The sequence below is a fragment of the Oleiphilus sp. HI0086 genome, assembly GCF_001635225.1.
On the sequence record NZ_LWFZ01001358.1, the window covers coordinates 1 to 18,223 of the forward strand.

Below are 18,223 nucleotides of genomic sequence, written 5' to 3' on the forward strand. Positions count from 1 at the left end.
GATATTGTCTGATAGCTCAATTTGTTTGTCAGTAAGCTTGTCATCATTAGTTTTTCCACACAGCTGTTCAAATTCACTAGATCTAAGAAACTGCTTCCATTGTTTGTTGTCTCGAAGAAAACGTTCACTATTGGCGAATTCACAGAATGCTAACAGCTTCTCGTGACGTATTTTTTCGAGGTCTTGGTATAGTTGAGAAAGTCCCTCACCGTATGTGCCTTGCTCTTCACCAGAAATGACTGAAAGGTAGTTTAGAAATACGTCTAAATCTCTCAGCTCGCCAGTGAGCATTGCGTGCTGTTTTAAGTTCCGTAGGTGCTGATCAAGCGTTTTGTCTTTTGTTAAGGTGTAAATCATGCTAGCAATTGACCAGGTTTTTCTTAGACAAACTCTGTATTGATGAACAAATTCGGAATCTATATCTGCAAGACAGCCAGGCAATAAACCCAAGGACATTTTGTGAAGTTTGAGTAAATTTGTCTGGATTTGATTTTGATCGCTTTCAGCATCGTGAGCTGCTTTGTTTACTTTACGCATATACGGTGAGGGACTTTCTCAACTATACCAAGACCTCGAAAAAATACGTCACGAGAAGCTGTTAGCATTCTGTGAATTCGCCAATAGTGAACGTTTTCTTCGAGACAACAAACAATGGAAGCAGTTTCTTAGATCTAGTGAATTTGAACAGCTGTGTGGAAAAACTAATGATGACAAGCTTACTGACAAACAAATTGAGCTATCAGACAATATCAGTCGACTTATGGATAATTTAACCTCAAGCAATCAAGATGACGACCTTCACCATATCCGTAAGCTAATTAAGAAAAGCCGCTACCTCTCTGAGCTTACTGGCTCCAAAACAAGCTCAGCCAAACAATCTTACAAAGCCCACCAAGCGCTCTTTGGGCGTTTCCAGGACTTATGCGTACAGTGTGAAATGTTAGGTAGGTATATTGAGCTACAGACTAAGAATGAAAATAAACAAGTGAAGACTTCTGCCAAAAAACTATTGAAGCACCTGCAACAACAAAAGACTGATCAAAAAGAAGTAATTTGTAAGCGAGAGCCTCATCTCTAAACTATTGGCGGATCAGTTTTTGTATAGCAATAGATATAAAACAATTTCTCATCAAAATTCCCTGCGACTTTACGTTGTATGGACTAAACTAAATTCCTGTTAATCCACTATTTTATGAGTTTTATATGCTTTTACGTAAGCTTTTCTGCCTATCCTTGTTAACATTAATCTCACATGCCAGTAGTTTAAGTGCAAATGAAGTCATTATAGGCCTTAACTATCCCGCTTCAGGCCCTTACCAAGTACAAGGACTCGCCCAAGAATGTGCTGCCGATATGGCAGTTGAAGAAATTAATAATAATGGCGGGATACTAGGAAAACCCATAAAGCTTCTTAAAAAAGACACTCAGTCAAAAGCCGCAATATCTACCACAAACGTCGTCCACATGATCGATGACCAGGGCGCAAAAATGATTTTTGGCGGTTCCTCTAGCGCTGTCTCTATTTCAGGTGGCTACGCTGCAAAAGCGCGTGACACTTTATACTTTGGCACGCTAACCTACTCAAATGCCACGACGGGGAAAGACGGTCATACCCACATGTTCAGGGAAAGTTATAACGCCTGGATGGGCGCTAAAGTGCTTTCAAAATACCTAAAGAAAAACTTCAAAGGTAAAGAGTTATTCTACATCACTGCAGACTATACCTGAGGCTGGTCGACTGAAAACTCAATTCGCAAGTTCAGCAAAACCAAAGACAAAAAAGCACACCAGCGCGCACTTGTCCCCTTCCCTGGTGCGACAAAGCAGGACTTCAAGGCGGCCTTAGACGCAGCGAAAGAAGAAGTACCCGATGTATTAGTGTTGGTTTTATTTGGCGATGATATGGCAAAAGCCTTAAAAATGGTCACCGCCATGGGGCTTAAGAAAAAAATGTCTATCGTCGTACCTAACCTGACCTTAGGCATGGCCAAAAGTGCTGGACCTGAAGCAATGGAGGGCGTTGTTGGTGCTTTACCCTGGGCATGGAATATACCAGAACAATACAATTATGAAACAGGCAAAAAATTCGTTGAAACCTTTAGCAAACGCTATGACGCCTACCCTTCTTCTTCCGCAGCTTCGGCATATTCAATTTTATATCAATACAAAGACGCCGTAGAACGCGCAGGCAGCTTTGAAACAGCCAAGGTTAGAAAAGCTCTGGAAGGCCATAAATATTCTTTGTTAAAAGATGAGCAGGAATGGCGAGCTTTTGACCAACAAAATATTCAGACAGTCTATGCTGTGAAAGGTAAGACTAAAGAAGATATTTTAAAAGATAAATACCAGTCAGATTACTTCGAGATTCTAACAAGTATGAGTGGCGAAAAAGCCGCAAGAACCCAGCGCCAATGGAAGAATGACCGATTTAAAGCAAACAAATCATCTATTCTGAATTAGCTCATAGGCCGGGGAAGGCGCTCAAAACAAGGAGCGCTTTGCCTACATTTTACTAGCGTTTGGGAATCACTGTTAAGTGCTTGTATTATTTGGTTTAAAACTAGGTATACATAAGCCCTAACTCTCTACAGAACAATCCGGACGTCTATGAGCAACAAGCAGCATGGTCACCCCCCTAAAAAATCAGTAATAGCAGCTACTCTTTTCCCTAGGATTACGTCTTTTTCTTCACTCACTCAGTGTTTGCAGCTGCTTATATTAGGTTTTATTTTAGCCCCGCTATATAGCCACGCGACGCCCGATAGCTCAATCAACTTAAGCCTGGAAGAACAAGAGTGGTTAGCACTACATCCCGTTGTATCAATAGCATATGATGGTTACTTCCCTCCCTACAGTTTTTTGGACAATGACAAATCTATCGATGGTTTTTCGCCAGAGTTGTTCGGTATTATTTCAAAAAAACTGGGGGTCGAGTTTTCGCCCTATGCAAAAACGCAATGGAAAGAGCTATACGAAGATGCCAAGCAACATAAAGTAGATATTGTGGCAACAATGGTAGAGCGTGATGAACGCAATACCTGGTTCAAGTTCTCTGACCCATATATTCGAAAGTCATTAGTTATTATCACTCGTGACGACAACACAGAGATTGATAGCAAATTTGACCTGAAATATAAAAAAGTTGCTCTGGTTTCTGACTACCAATACGCTAAACGAATTACTAAAGAGTTCCCTACGATTCAACCCTTGAAGGTTGATACGATGCTTGATGCGCTCAATGCCGTGTCTGTCGGTGATGCCGATGCAGCCGTCTCATTTATTGGTGCTGGGCATTATTATCGCACCAAGTATCTGATCTCAAACTTAAAATATGCAGCAATATACGACAGTAATGGCTCGCCTGAGTCGATTGCAGTAAGAAAAGACTGGCCGCTTTTATCTTCAATTCTAACCAAGGCTCTGCGCAGCATTCCCGAAGATCAGCTTCAAGCGCTTCGCTCTAAATGGCTTCCGATCGATTATTTACAAGCCAACAGGCAAGTTCGTCTAAGTCCTGATGAACGTGCTTGGGCAGATGCTCATCCAACTATTAAATTGGGTGTAGACCCGGAGTTCGCTCCTTTTGAGTTTTTTGAAGATGGCCAATACAAGGGTCTGGCCTCGGACTATATTAGCTTGTTAAATCGGCGCTTAAATTTAAATTTGGAAGTCATTCCTGACCTAAGCTGGGCAGAAGTGACCGAGAAAGCAAAAAATAAACAATTGGATGTTATGCCGGCTGTGGGTATGACTGAAGAGCGTAAGAAATTTTTTTAATTATACCCGCCCTTACCTGAGCTTCCATCGTGTCATTGTCACTCAGTCAGATTTTCCCTTTATTTCTGGCTTATCTGACTCAGCACTCATAAAGTCGCTGTTCAGGCAAATTCATCGCACTATGGCTTTGTCACTGAGCAGTCGAATATCCAGCCCCATACATACAAAACCCTGAATGAAGCCTTGCTTGCATTGTCAGGTGGCGAAGTCGATGCATTTGTAGGAAATGTCGCCTCAACTTCTTATTGGATAAGGAAGCTTAACCTTAACAACCTAAAGGTAGCCGCCCCCGTTTCAAAAGAGAAACAAAACCTACACTTCGCCGTACGTAATGACTGGCCCGAATTGGTTTCTATTATTGAAAAAGGTCTGGACAGTATTACGGTGGAAGAAGAAGAGGCTATCCGCCAAAAATGGACAAGCATAAAAGTCGATAACGAGCAGAGCCTAATGATCGTTCTTCGGATAAGTGCTGCTCTTTTTGTCATCATCATTATCGGTGCGCTTTGGAACATGATGCTAAAGCGTAAAGTAAGACAGCAAACTTCACAGATACTTCGTTCAGCGCATTATGACCAGCTAACCGACCTTCCAAACCGCTTCCTGATCGAAGACCGTTTACGAGAACGCATTAACGAAGCCAAACAGAACAACTCGAAAGTAGCCATGCTTTCGATAGACATCGATGAATTTAAGAAGATTAATGACTCCTACGGGCACAGTGCCGGGGATCAAGTCCTGAAACAAGTTGCTGAGCGGCTTGGCACAACACTAACAGAGGGTGACACACTGGGCCGCCTCAGTGGTGATCAATTCCTGATTATCATCAGTCACTTTAATGATGTGTCCGACCTAGCTTCAACAACCAGCTCCGTATTGGAGCAGTTTCGGGCAGCCTTTCAAATAGATGCGGGTTTATACACTCTTTCGGCGAGCATCGGGATCTCAATTTTTCCTTTTGACGGCGACACATCTGATGAATTACTTAAGAATGCCGATTCAGCAACTCACGTAGCAAAAGAATTCTCTAACGGTTCCTATGCTTTTTACACTACAGAGCGAAAAGAGAAAGTATCGCGTCAAATAGAGTTAGAGCAAGCACTTCGCGCTGCCTTGGACAAGAACGAAATGTACTTGGTCTACCAAGCAAAGATCGACGCACAAAGTAAACAAGTAATAGGCTTTGAAGCATTATTACGCTGGCACAGCGAGCATCTTGGCCAAGTATCCCCTGCCGAATTTATCCCAGTAGCCGAGAGAAACGGCATGATCATTCCGATTGGTGAGTTCGTAATTCAGCAGTCTTTAGCTGCGCTGGTCGAGCTTAAAGCTCATTACAATGCACGCTGCACAATGTTGATAAACATTTCTCCGGTTCAATTTAACTCACCAAGTCTTATAGATGTCTTGAGCGACACGGTATCCTCCTCGGGCATTGACTATAGTTCGGTAGAAATTGAGATTACAGAAGGCGTTCTGATGTCCAGCCAGAGCAATACGGACTTCATACTTAATAAAATAACTGAGCTAGGTATGAAACTCGCAATGGATGATTTCGGCCAAGGATATTCATCTTTAAGCAGCCTCCGAAAATTCAGCTTTAACACCTTAAAAATCGATAGAGAGTTTATTAACGAACTTCCTTTTTACGAATCTGACTGCAAACTCGTCTCTGCTATTATCCTAATGGCGCACGGTTTGGATATGAAAGTAGTTGCCGAAGGTGTCGAGAGCCAGGAACAAAACGACTTCTTGCTAGAGTGTGGCTGCGATTCAATACAAGGCTGGCTCTATGAAAAAGCCGAAAAGTTGTCTACCCTGCTCAAGCACAAGTAACGCACTGTTAAGCCGCTCCAGAATAAGAACCTAAGTAAGAGGATATCGCTAAATGAAGTCGCTACTCACCTTCATAACAATACTATCTTTCTATTCTCCTTTGCTTCACTGTCAGCAAGTAAGTGACCTATTCGCTCCAGAGCAAGGCCAAGCAGATAATAAACAACTCAAAACCCAAACAATACGCCCCGCTTCTGACCTTATAAAATCGCGCTATGCAAAAGAGTTTATGGTTGTCAGTGCACACCCGGAAGCAAGTAAAGCAGCCTATAAGGTATTAGAGCAAGGCGGTAATGCCATCGATGCTATGGTCACCGTACAAACGGTACTTGGTCTGGTTGAACCGCAATCCTCCGGTTTAGGCGGTGGCGCATTCCTGGTCTACTATGACTCACAAAATAACAAGCTCACTACCTTTGACGGGCGTGAGACTGCTCCCTTAGACGCTCACTCAGAACTTTTCTTAAAAGAAGACGCTCAGCCAATGGCTTTTTTCGACGCGGTAGTAGGTGGTCGATCAGTAGGCACACCCGGGACGGTTAAACTTTTAGCTGAGGTCCACAAGAAATATGGTAAGAAGAAGTGGCTATCTCTACTCAGCCCTGCGATACAACTTGCCGGAAATGGTTTTAATGTAGGCCCACGGTTAGCGAACGCAGTAAAAAGAGATGAAAAATATTTGAGCAGTGATGATAGCGCATACCAATATTTCTTTCCTGATGGACGTGCGATACAAGCAGGACAGCAACTTAAGAACCCTGCTTACAAAAACACCTTGGTCGCTCTAGCAAAACATGGTGGTGATTACTTCTATAATAGCGATATTAGCCAAACAATCGTTGATAAAGTAAAGCAAGCGAGCAACCCAGGCTTTCTATCCCAGAAAGATTTCTCAGACTATAAAGTGATTGAACGGCAAGCGGTGTGCTCTCCTTACAAGACTTACGAAGTTTGCGGAATGGGGCCACCAAGCTCTGGTGCGACTAGCATTGCGCAAATACTCGGCATCCTAGAGCCTTTCGGGCTGTCACAAAGAAGCTCAAACTCTGCAGAAACATGGCAGCTTATCGCCGATGCCAGCCGCCTAGCGTTTGCTGATCGAGGGCAATATATTGCGGACCCGGCATTTGTAGACTGGCCAAAAGCCATGCTCAACAAGCACTACCTTAGAAGTAGATCAAAGCTAATTACGCCAGGAACAGCCCTGCAAGGTGTATCGCCGGGAGTTCCCGATGCAAAATTTTATGCCGCCTATCAGGCAGGTAAGTCAATCGAAGTCCCCTCAACCAGCCATTTTGTGATCGTTGATAAAGATAAAAATATAGTTTCGATGACCAGTACCATAGAAAATGGTTTTGGTTCCAGACTAATGGTGAATGGCTTCCTTTTAAATAACGAACTCACTGACTTTTCCTTTAGGGCTCACCATAAAGGAAAACTCGTTGCTAACCGTGTTGAACCAGGTAAGCGTCCGCGTTCATCGATGGCACCCACCATCGTCTTTAAAAAAGATACCAATGGCCTCAAACAGCCCTATGTCGCTCTGGGTTCACCCGGCGGTTCACGCATTATTAACTATGTCGCCAACAGCTTAATTGCAATTTTGGATTGGGAAAAGACGCCACAAGAAGCCTTTGATCAGGCGCATATAGTTAATCGCTTTGGTGTGATGGATATCGAAGCAAACAGCTCGGCAGAGAAACTAAAAGACGTCTTTGAAGGCATGGGCTACCAAACAAAAGTGAAAGATTTAAACTCAGGCTTGCATGGGGTGATCTTTACTGAACAAGGCTTGCTTGGCGGCGCAGACAAGCGTCGCGAAGGGCTTGTCTTAGGAAAATAAATACTTATGTTTGCTTGTTGTCTAACTTGAAAGCAGCCTTGGGCCAATTTAGCTTCTGAGGCAGTCTAAAATCATTGCTTTCGCTTAAACTTGTGAGGCTAAAAGCTTCACCTTGAAAGTTCTCATCGGTGATATCATAGCGCTGTCCGAACAAATCAAAGCACATCTTATAAGCATGCAGATAGCCTCTATCAGCCTTCATACCACTATAGCGCTCGTCACCTAAAATTGGGCTCGCTAGTGACTTTAAGGCTACACGAAGCTGATGAGTTTTACCGGTTTCTGGCTTTAATGCAAATAGCCAATAGCCTTCTTTCGTGCTCAGTTCAGTATCTTTATTCAACATCGGGTCGAGCGCCTTGGCGAAAAAACGAGTCACAGCAGGATTAGTTTTTTCTCGACGAAGCAAATAACTACCACGACGCCCTTTAACCATATCACCGGCAACCGCCCCCTGCTTTTTACCTGGTTTCTTAGTACTCAGTGCCAGATAGTACTTTTCGATGGTTTTATTCTGGAGCATTTCACTTATTGCTTTGTTCGAGGCCTGAGTCTTTGCGAAAACCATCAATCCAGAAGTCATTTTATCTAAGCGATGAACAGGGAAAAGCTGCTCAGATTCGAACTGAAGCCTAACCTTTTGCACAATCCCTTGAAGTAGGTCATCACAGTGAAAAGGGATACCAGCTGGCTTATGAACGGCAAGAAGATTAGCATCTTCAAATAGCGTTATTAAGCTTTCATCAGTTTCTGAACTCACCAGCCGGCCTACTGAATTTCTAGTAAAGACATTGGCGCGACAGGGGCCGTTTTTGATTTTAATTGCTCTTGGGCAGCAAAATGATTCGTAGCATAGGGTGAATCTTCAGGCTCAGATAGAATATTCGGCCTAACAATGCGGTGATAAGTAAAACGAAGCGGAAACATCGCTACATCCGCAACAAGATCTTTCGCCATTGTCCAGCCAGAGATATCTTTATAAAGATTATTGTAGGTGCCGACCATAGCAAACAAAGATCTAGATAAGTGTAGATAATCGCTCTTAATGGTCATATCAAGCTGATAGGTATTAGACATTAAATGCAAGGCAGTCTGTAAACGCTGGCGCAAGCCTTCCTGCCCCTCTTCATAAAGGCGAAACATAAAGTCTCTACCCAATGGGGTAACGTTCTTTTTAAACAACGTTTCTTCAAGCGCTGTTTTAATCTCGTCATAGCGTTCCAGGTTTCCTTTTTGGCCCTTACTCATTTGAATAAGAGTCATCGTCAGCATATCAACATCGCCACTCAATACCGACGCCAGGTAACGACCTACCATTCCCCACTTACCACGCATATCGACGGCATTTCCCCAATCAATAAGGAACAACCTGGCATCGAGATCTACCATCACATTTCCAGGGTGAAGATCTCCGTGAAACTCCTGGTGTATCAGAAGATGTTCAAGCATGGTGTATAGGAAATTGTCGGCAAGTTTTCTCTGAAACTTTTTCTTTCGCTTACCACGGTAACGATCTATCGCCTGGTTTATCGCCATGGCATCCTGAAGGAATTCCATTTCAATGATGCGTCCAGTAGCACCGTATAAACCCGGTACATACCATACTGGCGATGCCAGGGCCCGCTGATAGAAACGGTCTTGAATTTCTGCTTCATGTTTAAAATCGAGCTCTTGCTCAAAGCCTTTGGTAAATTCCTTTATCTGTTCTGACATTGCCGCCAAAAACGGCCTCAACTTACTATGAGGTGCCCAGTACTGACTACTGATAAGCATCAGCTCGATGGCCAGAGAACCCATAGCAAACTCACGCTCTAGGTTATGACGTGCCACCTTTACGACGACCGGGACTAGAACCTCTTCATCCCCATGCTGCATTGGTTTCTTAGCAACAAATACTGAGCCAATTGAGCCGGATTTAATCGGGTTATTGACATCAAAACCAAAATATCGGGATTCTGGCTTCTGACCAAACTCCTCATTAAAGGCTTGATAGACCTCGGATGCCGTCATCGGGTCGACATCTTCCTGGAATACTTTTAACTCTTTAGAGATTTCTTCAGGCAGGAAGTCTGAGTTTGCAGCGGCGACCTGCGCCATTTTGATAAACAAAGGGCCGAACTCACGTACCATTTTGGCAACAATTTCTGCCTGTTGTTTAAAGTCTTTTGGGTCTGTTTGCAGGAAGGGTTTTATGTAGCGAATAGCTTTTATCTGTCGCTTAAGGATATGTATGTCGCCACGCAAAACCTGGAGCTTTAATACTATTTCAGACAAGGTTTTCTGATTTATCTTTCGGATATGCTTAATGCTGTTAACGATATCCAGAAGCAAAGGCTCATATGTACGCAAGACTGAACGGACAATATCCAGATTCAGCTCGACAACGCCTTTAAGCTCTGGCGATTCTATCAATTCTTGAAAGAAGCTCCAAAACTCATCAACAACAACTTCAGGAATATCGACTGGGCTGCGCAGAACCGCCTGCTTAACGACATAACCAATAAGATTTTCTGTCGACTCTTCATTGGGGATAATACGATACTTTCGAAGGTACTCCGTCAATGACCTAGAGTGAGATGAAACCGGGTGAAGATATAACTGCTCGAATAAAAGATCGAGTTCGTCGGCTAATTCATCTTGAGTGATCATGCGCTCTGTCATCAAGAGTTTCACAATCGGCACAAAGGCTTTTGGCAACGCGACACTACTCGTCGCCAAGTCGCCAGCCCCTTTAAATACGGAAAAGGTACTGTCCTTGATAGATGGAATATCCAGAAAGCGTTTTTTCTCTTTGGGCATTTTTGGCTTCGACATTATAAACAGAGCACCGTGCTTTCTTAAGCAGAATGACAGATTGATGAGCACAAGATTACCATAATGGCGACTTTCCTGCAGTCATTTGTCAACACAAAAAGCATTGTGACAGAGAGTTAAATTATTGCTTCAAAGCTAATAGCCGTAAATCGTTGCTATACTGCTTAAGAGGCAGATAAGCTTTCAAGTAAATTACATTGTTTTAAGACCCACTGAGCCCCAAAGTACTATGGAACATCTCTCGATTGTCAATTCCTTCTTCCTTATCTTTTCTGGGGCCGCGATCCTTGCTTCAATTGTTTTATATACTCGTCAGCCTATTATTGTCGCCTATATTGCCTTAGGTGCCTTAATAGGCCCTTATGGCTTGCACTATGTGAGCGATGCGCACCTGCTGTCAGAAATAGCAGAGATCGGAATTATCTTTTTGCTGTTTTTATTAGGGCTCGATATGCAACCAAAGAGCTTGATGCACATGTTGCGAAAAGCCACCCTGGTCGCTATTGTCAGTTCCCTAGCCTTCGCCTTTACCGGGTTTATGATTGGAAAAGGCTTTGGCTACAGCTCTCAAGAGTCCGTGATTATCGGCTGTGCGATGATGTTTTCTAGTACGATTATAGGCATAAAGCTTCTCCCTACAACCGTCTTGCATCACCGCCATGTCGGGGAACTTGTTGTGGGTATGCTACTGCTACAGGATTTGGTGGCAATTGTCGTGTTGCTCATATTAGGAGGCAGCGGTACTTCAGCAGATCCGGACAGCAACAGTATCTTTAGCTTCGTTAAAACAATGCTAACTTTGCCATTACTTATCTTTGTCGTATTCGCTACCGTAAAGCATGTCATCCTTAAATTGATATCCAAGTTTGACCGTTTTCATGAGTATATATTCTTGCTGACAATTGGTTGGTGCCTGGGTGTTGCAGAACTCGCACATTACATTGGGTTATCTTCTGAAATCGGCGCTTTTATCGCAGGCATCAGCATCGCGACTAGCCCAATCGCCCAATATATCGCCGAGCATTTAAAACCGCTTCGTGACTTCTTTTTAGTTCTGTTTTTCTTTTCGCTGGGCGCTTCATTCAACTTAGGCTTACTGGCAGACGTTATTCTCCCCTCACTACTACTGGCTGGGCTGATTATTGTTATCAAGCCAGTGATATTCCGTTGGTTGCTTACGCGCAGCAAAGAACCCAATGACATTGCCTGGGAAGCTGGTTTTCGATTAGGCCAAATTAGTGAGTTTTCGTTACTGATTGCCTACCTGGCAACCGCATCGGCTTTGATAGGGACCGAGGCCTCCCACCTTATCCAGGCCACAGCAATACTGACTTTCATCTTTAACTCATATATTGTTATCTTTAACTTCCCCAATCCGATCGCTATTAGCGACAAATTAAGACGAGATTAATGCCCAAAGCTCCTTGCCCCTGTGGGTCTTCCCTGACGTATGACGACTGCTGTGCTCTTATTCATGCTGACATAGCTAAAGCACTAAGAGCCGAGCAGCTAATGCGCTCTCGCTACAGTGCCTTTGTACTTGAGAATGAAGACTACCTTCTAACAAGCTGGCACCCGGACACCCGCCCAAGCAACCTTGATTTCGATTCACAAAGTAAGTGGCTTGGTTTGAAAATTAAAGATACAGTAGCAGGTCTAGAGGATGATAAGGAAGGCCAAGTGTCTTTCGTTGCACGTTATAAAGTGTCGGGCAAGGCTCAGCGAATTGTAGAGAATAGCCATTTCATTAAGCTTGATGGTATTTGGCAGTATCACTCAGCTACTGATAATTAATACTTGCTATGAAGCTTAAATGAATATACATAATAAAGTACTGCTTCATATGCATATCGCCGCATTATTGCTTGGTGGTACAGCACTTTTTTCAAAACTAATTCCCTATGCTGCCTGGGACATAATTGCCTACCGAACTCTGATTTGCGGCCTCACCGTATTTATTGTGGCACTTCTATTCAAACAAAAACTTAGAATTAGCACTTTACCCGTTTTTTTACTCTTGGTGTTTTGCAGCATGCTGTTCACCGTTCATTGGACAGCCTATTTTCAAGCGATGCAGCTGTCGACTGTCGCTATCGGCATGATCTCGATGTTTACCTTTCCTGTCATGACGGTATTTCTGGAACCCTTAATCAATAAAACACGGCTTCATAAAGCCGATATCCTCATGGGTTTGCTGGTTATGCTCGGTGTCTTTATGATCGTCCCGGACTTTACTCTCGAAAACAATGTCACCGCAGGAGTATTGTTTGGTCTTTTATCTGCACTGGCTGTGGCACTAAGAAATATTCTGGTATCAAAGCACCTGTCAGATATTTCCCCTTTCACCATTATGTTTTATCACGCGATGGTGTCAGCCGCAATTTTGCTACCCTTTGCATCTGTCTCGCCAGTGGAAATAAAAACACCCGATCTACTTGCATTAATTCTACTAGGCACCGTGTTTACGGCAATCCCACATACTCAAAAAACGTACGCCCTACGCTATCGTTCAGCTAAAAGCGTATCAATGGTGATAAGCCTGCAAGTCGTTTATGGAAGCCTATTTGCATATTTACTTTTAAGAGAAGGAATAGGCTTCAACACACTACTTGGTGGTGGCATTATTTTGTTTGCTGCTTTGTATGAGAGTGTCTTTGCTAAGCACTGAGAGACTTAGTCTAAGTAGTGAGTCTGTATCTAGCTTATTAAATATTCTGTAGACCATTCACTACAAACCTGGTGTATAATTACACCAAGTTTGTATCGAGGGAGGTGTAAAATGCCGAGACAAAGTATTACGTTAACAGAGCAAAATGATTCTTGGTTGCGAAATCATGTAGATAATGTTCAAGATTACTCTAATAAAAGTGAATTGATAAACGATCTTATCCGCAGCGCGAGAAGGGCTGAAGCAATTAATAGAAAGCTTGAAGATGCAGAATCCAGTGGTTTTGTAAATCAAATGGCATCTGAGATGCTGGCTGAATTCAAGTCAGAACTGAAGTAAGGCATGTTTGAATTTAAGATATCTTCGAATACTAAAGAAGACCTAAAGCGGATATACGCTTACGAATATAGCGAGTTTGGAGAAGCTCAGGCAGATACCTATTACCATGGTTTTTTCGATATGTTCGAGAAAATTTCTATCAACCCATATCTCTTCCAATCAGTTGACCATATTCGCCCAGGTTATAGGCGCTGCTCTTATTGCTCCGATAATATTTACTACCGTGTTAATGGTGCGGTCGTTGAAATAATGGCTATTTTAGGAGGTCAGGATATTGATTGCTGGTTATAGGAACTCTCTAGAGTTAATAAGCGATTACTGAAAGTCGAGGTCTTATTTAAAAGCCAAAATTAATTTACTTATTTTGATGAGCCCTTAATGCCGGCTTTTAAAAAATTGCATAAAAAGGAAGTTACTTAAATTGTAAATAACCGCCTTTTGACGAAATTCTACACCTGAATTCGTTCGGCAAGATCAAGCGCATCATCTACTTCAACCCCAAGATACCTTATAGTGCTGTCAATTTTAAAGTGCCCTAGCAATATCTGAATAGCTCTAAAGTTCTTTGTTTCACGATAAATAATTGAAGCTTTTGTTCGCCTCATTGAGTGGGTGCCATAAGCTGGCTAAATAATGGATACACAGAGCTTCAATGAGCACCAAACTTGCGCACTTTGAAATTACAGGTAAATTGCGGCCCCTGTTTAAACATTCACAAAATAAAAATGGGGCCAGAGTCGCAACCCCGCCCCATCAACGACTTAATTAATTACTTCATACCACGAGAGATATTCAGCTCGGAAAGCAGTTTGGTAACAGACTGTTCAATACCTGAGCTTACCGACATGCCTAGTTTATCCATCAAACTTTTCTTTGCTTTGAATTCCAAGGAATAGACCTCTGAGTCCTGACAGGCTTCTAAAATATATTCATCTGATGTTTTCAAGTCATCAACTAAAGATACTTCCTTGGCTTTAGAACCAAACCAGATATCACCATTGGCAACTGATTCAATATCAACCGATGGACGACGTTCTGAAACGTAGGACTTAAATAACTGGTGAGTATCCTCCAAGTCCGACTTAAACTTCTCTCTTCCTTCGTCAGTATTTTCACCAAACATTGTTAAGGTTCTTTTGTACTTGCCAGCAGTCAGGATCTCATAGTCGATATCATTTTTCTTCAGTACCTTGTTGAAGTTAGGCACCTGAGCCACCACACCAATCGAACCCATTATAGCGAAAGGTGAAGCAATAATCTGATCTGCAACGCACGCCATCATGTAACCACCACTCGCAGCGACCTTGTCTACGCAAGCTGTCAGTTTGATACCCTTCTGCTTAATTCGATCTAGCTGTGCAGAGGCCAAACCATAGGAATGAACCATACCGCCAGGACTTTCAAGCTTGACCACGATTTCATCGGTACCCGGACGTGCAACCAACAGTGCCGCAGAAACGGCTTCTCTGAAGCCCTCAACAGCGCTTGCTTTAATATCACCCTCGAAGCTTAGAACAAACACCTTCTTTTTATCTTCAGTGTCTGACTTCCCCTTACTTTCCTTTTCTTGCTTCTTGAGCTGCTTTTTCTTGTCTTTTAATGCTTCTTTACTCAGCATCGACTCTTCAAGCGTATCTTTGATTTCCTCGTACTTTTCATTCAATTTTTCAATCAGCATTTCCTTGCTTTCAGGCTTCTTGTTTTTTAGAGCTGCACTGCTTGCTGCAGCCATCACTATTAAAATGGCAGCAACAACTGTAATTGTCTGCGCCAAGAAGACACCGTACTCAGTCAAAAATTCCACTCGCTTATCCTCAGGTTTGATATATACAAATAACGAAAACATTATGACCATTGCATTGTTGGGCCATTATTGCCAAATACAAGGGTTTCGTTCAGATATTGTTGGCTACTAATTTACACCTTCACACCATAATTCAAACAAGCGTTCGATTTATTAGTTGACAAGCGTTTTTCGAGTAACTAATCTTGACATCCGTGAAAATCAATACGCTTCACACTCAGGCTAGCTACCTTGCACTATTGAGCTTCAATCTCATGCATATACACGTGTAGCTTAGCGATAATTGATACATAAAAAGGGTATTCTCATGTCTGTAGCTTCTACTTTCGAGACACTAAAAGAAAACTTCAACGCTGACGCAGCTAGCGGCATCGACTTGGTATTCCAATTCAACATCGAAGACGATGACAACTACAGCCTAACTATCGCTGACGGTACATGCGAACTAGCAGCTGGTGAGCACGATGATCCTTCAGTTACTTTGATCATGAACACTGAAACTCTTAAAGGCATCGTTAGTGGCGAAACTGACGGTATGCAAGCGTTCATGGCTGGTCAGCTACGTGCTGAAGGCGACATGATGCTAGCAACTAAGCTAGGCGAGCTTTTCAGCATCGGTTAGTAAGGTCTGCTTAACATGATTAAGCTAAAAAAGCCGCTTCTGCGGCTTTTTTTGTGCGTGACACTTTTTAAACATTTTACATCACGGTAGTATTCTGTTTCTGAAAACATTATTCCGATTTCTAAAAATAGTTTGGGACCTTAAAAAATGGGTAGAGCTTACCAAAACCGTAAAGAATCAATGGCAAAAACCGCCGACGCCAAAACCAAGGTATACAGCAAGTATGGCCGCGAGATTTATATGTGCGCAAAGTCTGGTGGTATCGACCCTGACGGTAACCTTTCACTTAGGTCAATGATTGACCGCGCCAAGAAAGATCAGGTTCCTGGTCATGTTATTGAAAAAGCGATTGAAAAGGCAAAAGGTGGTGCTGGCGAAGACTTTGCGACAGCTCGCTATGAAGGTTTTGGCCCAGGAAACTGCATGGTAATTGTTGACTGCCTAACGGACAACCCTAACCGTACCTTCGGTGATGTGCGCCAGTGTTTTACCAAAACCAAGAGTAAAATTGGTGCCCAAGGTAGCGTTGGTCACATGTTTGATCACAGTGCTATTTTCGTATTCAAGTCTGAAGATGAAGACACCGCCCTTGAAGCCTTAATGGAAGCCGATGTTGATGTTAGTGATATCGAGTGTGAAAACGGCGAAATCACGATATTTGCACCTAACACTGATTATTTCAAGGCAAAGCAAGCGCTTAACGAAGCATTCGGTACAGAGAACAAGAACGGTGAAAAGGAAGTAGACTTTAAAGTTGATGAAATCCAGTTTGTTCCACAAACAACGACTGAAATTTCAGGTGACGATATCACTACCTTCGAGACATTTCTAGATATGCTTAACGACCTGGATGACGTGCAGAACGTTTATCATAGCGCTGAGTTTTAAAACGTTTCTCTTAGGCAGAGGGTTTCACCCCTCGCTAATGCGGAATCCAAAACAAGCCAAGGTGCTTACGTTTCAGTAAAGCACTTTGGCCGCTGCCTACCTTAATCAGCTTGCCCTTTAATCTCATAAGCCTTATCCAAACGGCTGTACCCAAGCCCGCTCATTTTTTTAATATCAATCTGAACAGGTATACGCTCTTTCAAGGCATCTATATGACTAATCACGCCAATCATTTTACCCTGAGAGTTGAGCTGATCCAGTGAATCTAGTGCGATATCCAATGTCGCACGGTCTAGCGTACCGAAACCTTCATCGAGAAATAAACTGTCAATTTGAGTTTTATAGCTAACCAGGTCAGACAAAGCCAGGGCCAGCGCCAAGCTGACCAAAAAGCTTTCACCGCCAGATAGAGTTCGTGTATCTCTATGCGAATCTGCTTGCCATTTATCGACTACCTGCAATTCCAGCCCTTGAATATCACTTCTAACCAGATAATAACGGGCATGTAGCCCCTCAAGCCTTTGGTTAGCGAGTTGTATTAAATAATCTAAGGTCAGGCCCTGTGCAAAGACTCTGAAACGTTTACCATCTTTGGAGCCTATCAAACTATTAAGGTGACTCCAATCATCGTAGCACTGTCGCTGGGCTTCAATTTCTCGCATCAGGTTTTCATGCTTTTGTTTCTGTTCTGCGTTGGTCTTAAGTATCTGCGTTAGTTCACCCTGCCTCTGACTACAAGCTTCTACTTCACTCTCCAGGCCATCAAGTAGCGCTTTGAGCTCTTCGAGTGACAAATTAGGAAGATCTTTAGCTTGTAACTCTTTTAACTGGCTCTGGGCAGTTTTTAGCTCTGCCTCCAATGTTGNTTTAGTTTTTTGTGTTTCTTCTTTTAAAGACACCAAATTCTCGATCTCTACGTCATCAAGATGAGCCTGCTGAAAGCTGGGCAGGTCTTCGAACACGCTATTCTCGAGTCTCTGCTGCCAGTCATGAGCAAGACGATCCAACTGATCTTTGTGTTCAAACTTCTGCTGCTCGAGCTGCTGCTGCTTTCCCTGAAGTGCCGATAAGTTTCTCTCGATCTCAGCTATTGACCCCTGCAAGCCCTGATAGGACAGAAGCCTTTTTTCACAATTTTGAGCCGACTTCTCACGCTCGGCACTTACATCTTTATCGCCGAACAGACGTTTGCGCTCTGCCTTCTGTACAGCAAGCTGCTCCATGAACGACTGCTGTTTCTGTTTCGCCTCGGCAAACTGGGAATTAAGCTCGCTCAATACGGCTTTGTATTGGTCATGTTGCTTTTCGATATCGCTAATTAATCCAAGCTCTGTCTGAAGTAGCTTTGCCTTGTCGTCATACAGCGAACACTCCTTTCGGGTTGTCTCCAACCACTCGCCTAAAGCACTTAAGTCCGGGCTTATCACGACATCATGGCCACTAAGCTTAGCCAGATTTTCTTGTAAAGATTGATCTAGCTCCTGCTCACTACTGCATAAGCTATTGATTTGATCTTGTTTATCTTGGCACTGCTGGCTGATATAGCGATGCTCAGTTTCTTGTATCTCTTTATCTCTTATTAGAGCGTCTAATAAATTCTGTTCTACTTTCTCTTCTTCCTGGCAGGCCTCT

Annotated in this window: 14 protein-coding genes and 3 pseudogenes; 11 read left to right on the forward strand and 6 right to left on the reverse strand. The window is 43.0% G+C overall.

Translation table 11 applies throughout. The annotated features are described in order from the left end of the window. Window positions 1-537: CHAD domain-containing protein (locus A3756_RS23360; protein ID WP_156490725.1), on the reverse strand; the 537-nt coding region annotated here is incomplete at its 3' end. Between A3756_RS23360 and A3756_RS23365 the strand changes: the two genes are divergently transcribed. The 4 genes and pseudogenes from A3756_RS23365 (at window position 521) to ggt (ending at window position 7,456) form a co-directional block, all read left to right on the forward strand. Next, the gene (locus A3756_RS23365) at window positions 521-1,078 is read left to right on the forward strand and encodes a CHAD domain-containing protein (protein ID WP_068554794.1); all 558 of its coding nucleotides are present in this window, start codon (window positions 521-523) and stop codon (window positions 1,076-1,078) included. The genes A3756_RS23360 and A3756_RS23365 overlap by 17 nt on opposite strands. A gap of 125 nt (window positions 1,079-1,203) precedes the next feature. Beyond that, a pseudogene (locus A3756_RS23370) lies at window positions 1,204-2,460 on the forward strand (ABC transporter substrate-binding protein). A 147-nt stretch (window positions 2,461-2,607) separates the two neighbouring features. After that, a pseudogene (locus tag A3756_RS29355) lies at window positions 2,608-5,613 on the forward strand (transporter substrate-binding domain-containing protein). A 52-nt stretch (window positions 5,614-5,665) separates the two neighbouring features. Next, complete coding sequence (gene ggt, locus A3756_RS23385) at window positions 5,666-7,456, forward strand: gamma-glutamyltransferase (RefSeq protein WP_068554800.1); 1,791 nt, start codon at window positions 5,666-5,668, stop codon at window positions 7,454-7,456. A gap of 4 nt (window positions 7,457-7,460) precedes the next feature. On the opposite strand, the gene A3756_RS23390 is transcribed toward ggt, so the two are convergent. Together A3756_RS23390 and A3756_RS23395 are read right to left on the reverse strand one after the other, a co-directional pair. Beyond that, complete coding sequence (locus tag A3756_RS23390; protein ID WP_197470047.1) at window positions 7,461-8,216, reverse strand: pseudouridine synthase; 756 nt, start codon at window positions 8,214-8,216, stop codon at window positions 7,461-7,463. Between the two features lie 8 nt (window positions 8,217-8,224). After that, on the reverse strand, window positions 8,225-10,270 hold the full coding sequence (locus A3756_RS23395; protein ID WP_068554802.1) for an AarF/UbiB family protein: 2,046 nt from the start codon (window positions 10,268-10,270) through the stop codon (window positions 8,225-8,227). 229 nt (window positions 10,271-10,499) lie between these two features. On the opposite strand from A3756_RS23395, the gene A3756_RS23400 reads away from it, so the two are divergent. The 5 genes from A3756_RS23400 (at window position 10,500) to A3756_RS23420 (ending at window position 13,568) form a co-directional block, all read left to right on the forward strand. Then, window positions 10,500-11,681: a cation:proton antiporter gene (locus tag A3756_RS23400; protein ID WP_068513710.1), complete on the forward strand. Its 1,182-nt coding sequence runs from the start codon at window positions 10,500-10,502 to the stop codon at window positions 11,679-11,681. After that, complete coding sequence (locus A3756_RS23405; protein WP_068513714.1) at window positions 11,681-12,064, forward strand: YchJ family protein; 384 nt, start codon at window positions 11,681-11,683, stop codon at window positions 12,062-12,064. The genes A3756_RS23400 and A3756_RS23405 overlap by 1 nt, the downstream gene beginning before the upstream one ends. Before the next feature lie 19 nt (window positions 12,065-12,083). Then, window positions 12,084-12,938 (forward strand): DMT family transporter, encoded by an 855-nt coding sequence (locus A3756_RS23410; protein ID WP_068554804.1) that lies wholly within the window; start codon window positions 12,084-12,086, stop codon window positions 12,936-12,938. 111 nt (window positions 12,939-13,049) lie between these two features. Continuing rightward, a complete protein-coding gene (locus tag A3756_RS23415) occupies window positions 13,050-13,277 on the forward strand; it encodes a CopG family transcriptional regulator (protein WP_068511406.1) in 228 nt (75 codons plus the stop codon). A gap of 3 nt (window positions 13,278-13,280) precedes the next feature. Continuing rightward, window positions 13,281-13,568, forward strand: a complete 288-nt coding sequence (locus A3756_RS23420) for a type II toxin-antitoxin system RelE/ParE family toxin (RefSeq protein WP_068512156.1) — start codon at window positions 13,281-13,283, stop codon at window positions 13,566-13,568. 158 nt (window positions 13,569-13,726) lie between these two features. Here the strand turns inward: A3756_RS23420 and A3756_RS26275 are convergent. Together A3756_RS26275 and sohB are read right to left on the reverse strand one after the other, a co-directional pair. After that, a pseudogene (locus A3756_RS26275) lies at window positions 13,727-13,897 on the reverse strand (integrase); the annotation flags it as partial. A gap of 149 nt (window positions 13,898-14,046) precedes the next feature. Continuing rightward, on the reverse strand, window positions 14,047-15,081 hold the full coding sequence (gene sohB / locus A3756_RS23425; protein WP_068512159.1) for a protease SohB: 1,035 nt from the start codon (window positions 15,079-15,081) through the stop codon (window positions 14,047-14,049). Window positions 15,082-15,388: 307 nt separating this feature from the next. Here sohB and A3756_RS23430 point away from each other — a divergent pair, with 307 nt between their 5' ends. Together A3756_RS23430 and A3756_RS23435 are read left to right on the forward strand one after the other, a co-directional pair. Next, on the forward strand, window positions 15,389-15,703 hold the full coding sequence (locus A3756_RS23430) for an SCP2 sterol-binding domain-containing protein (protein ID WP_068507398.1): 315 nt from the start codon (window positions 15,389-15,391) through the stop codon (window positions 15,701-15,703). Window positions 15,704-15,850: 147 nt separating this feature from the next. Continuing rightward, window positions 15,851-16,591 carry a YebC/PmpR family DNA-binding transcriptional regulator gene (locus tag A3756_RS23435; RefSeq protein WP_068554413.1) on the forward strand — a complete coding sequence of 247 codons (741 nt, stop codon included), beginning with the start codon at window positions 15,851-15,853 and terminating at the stop codon, window positions 16,589-16,591. Window positions 16,592-16,692: 101 nt separating this feature from the next. Here A3756_RS23435 and A3756_RS23440 read toward each other — a convergent pair. Next, window positions 16,693-18,223 (reverse strand): SbcC/MukB-like Walker B domain-containing protein (locus A3756_RS23440; RefSeq protein WP_304438933.1); only part of this gene is annotated, 1,531 nt, incomplete at its 5' end.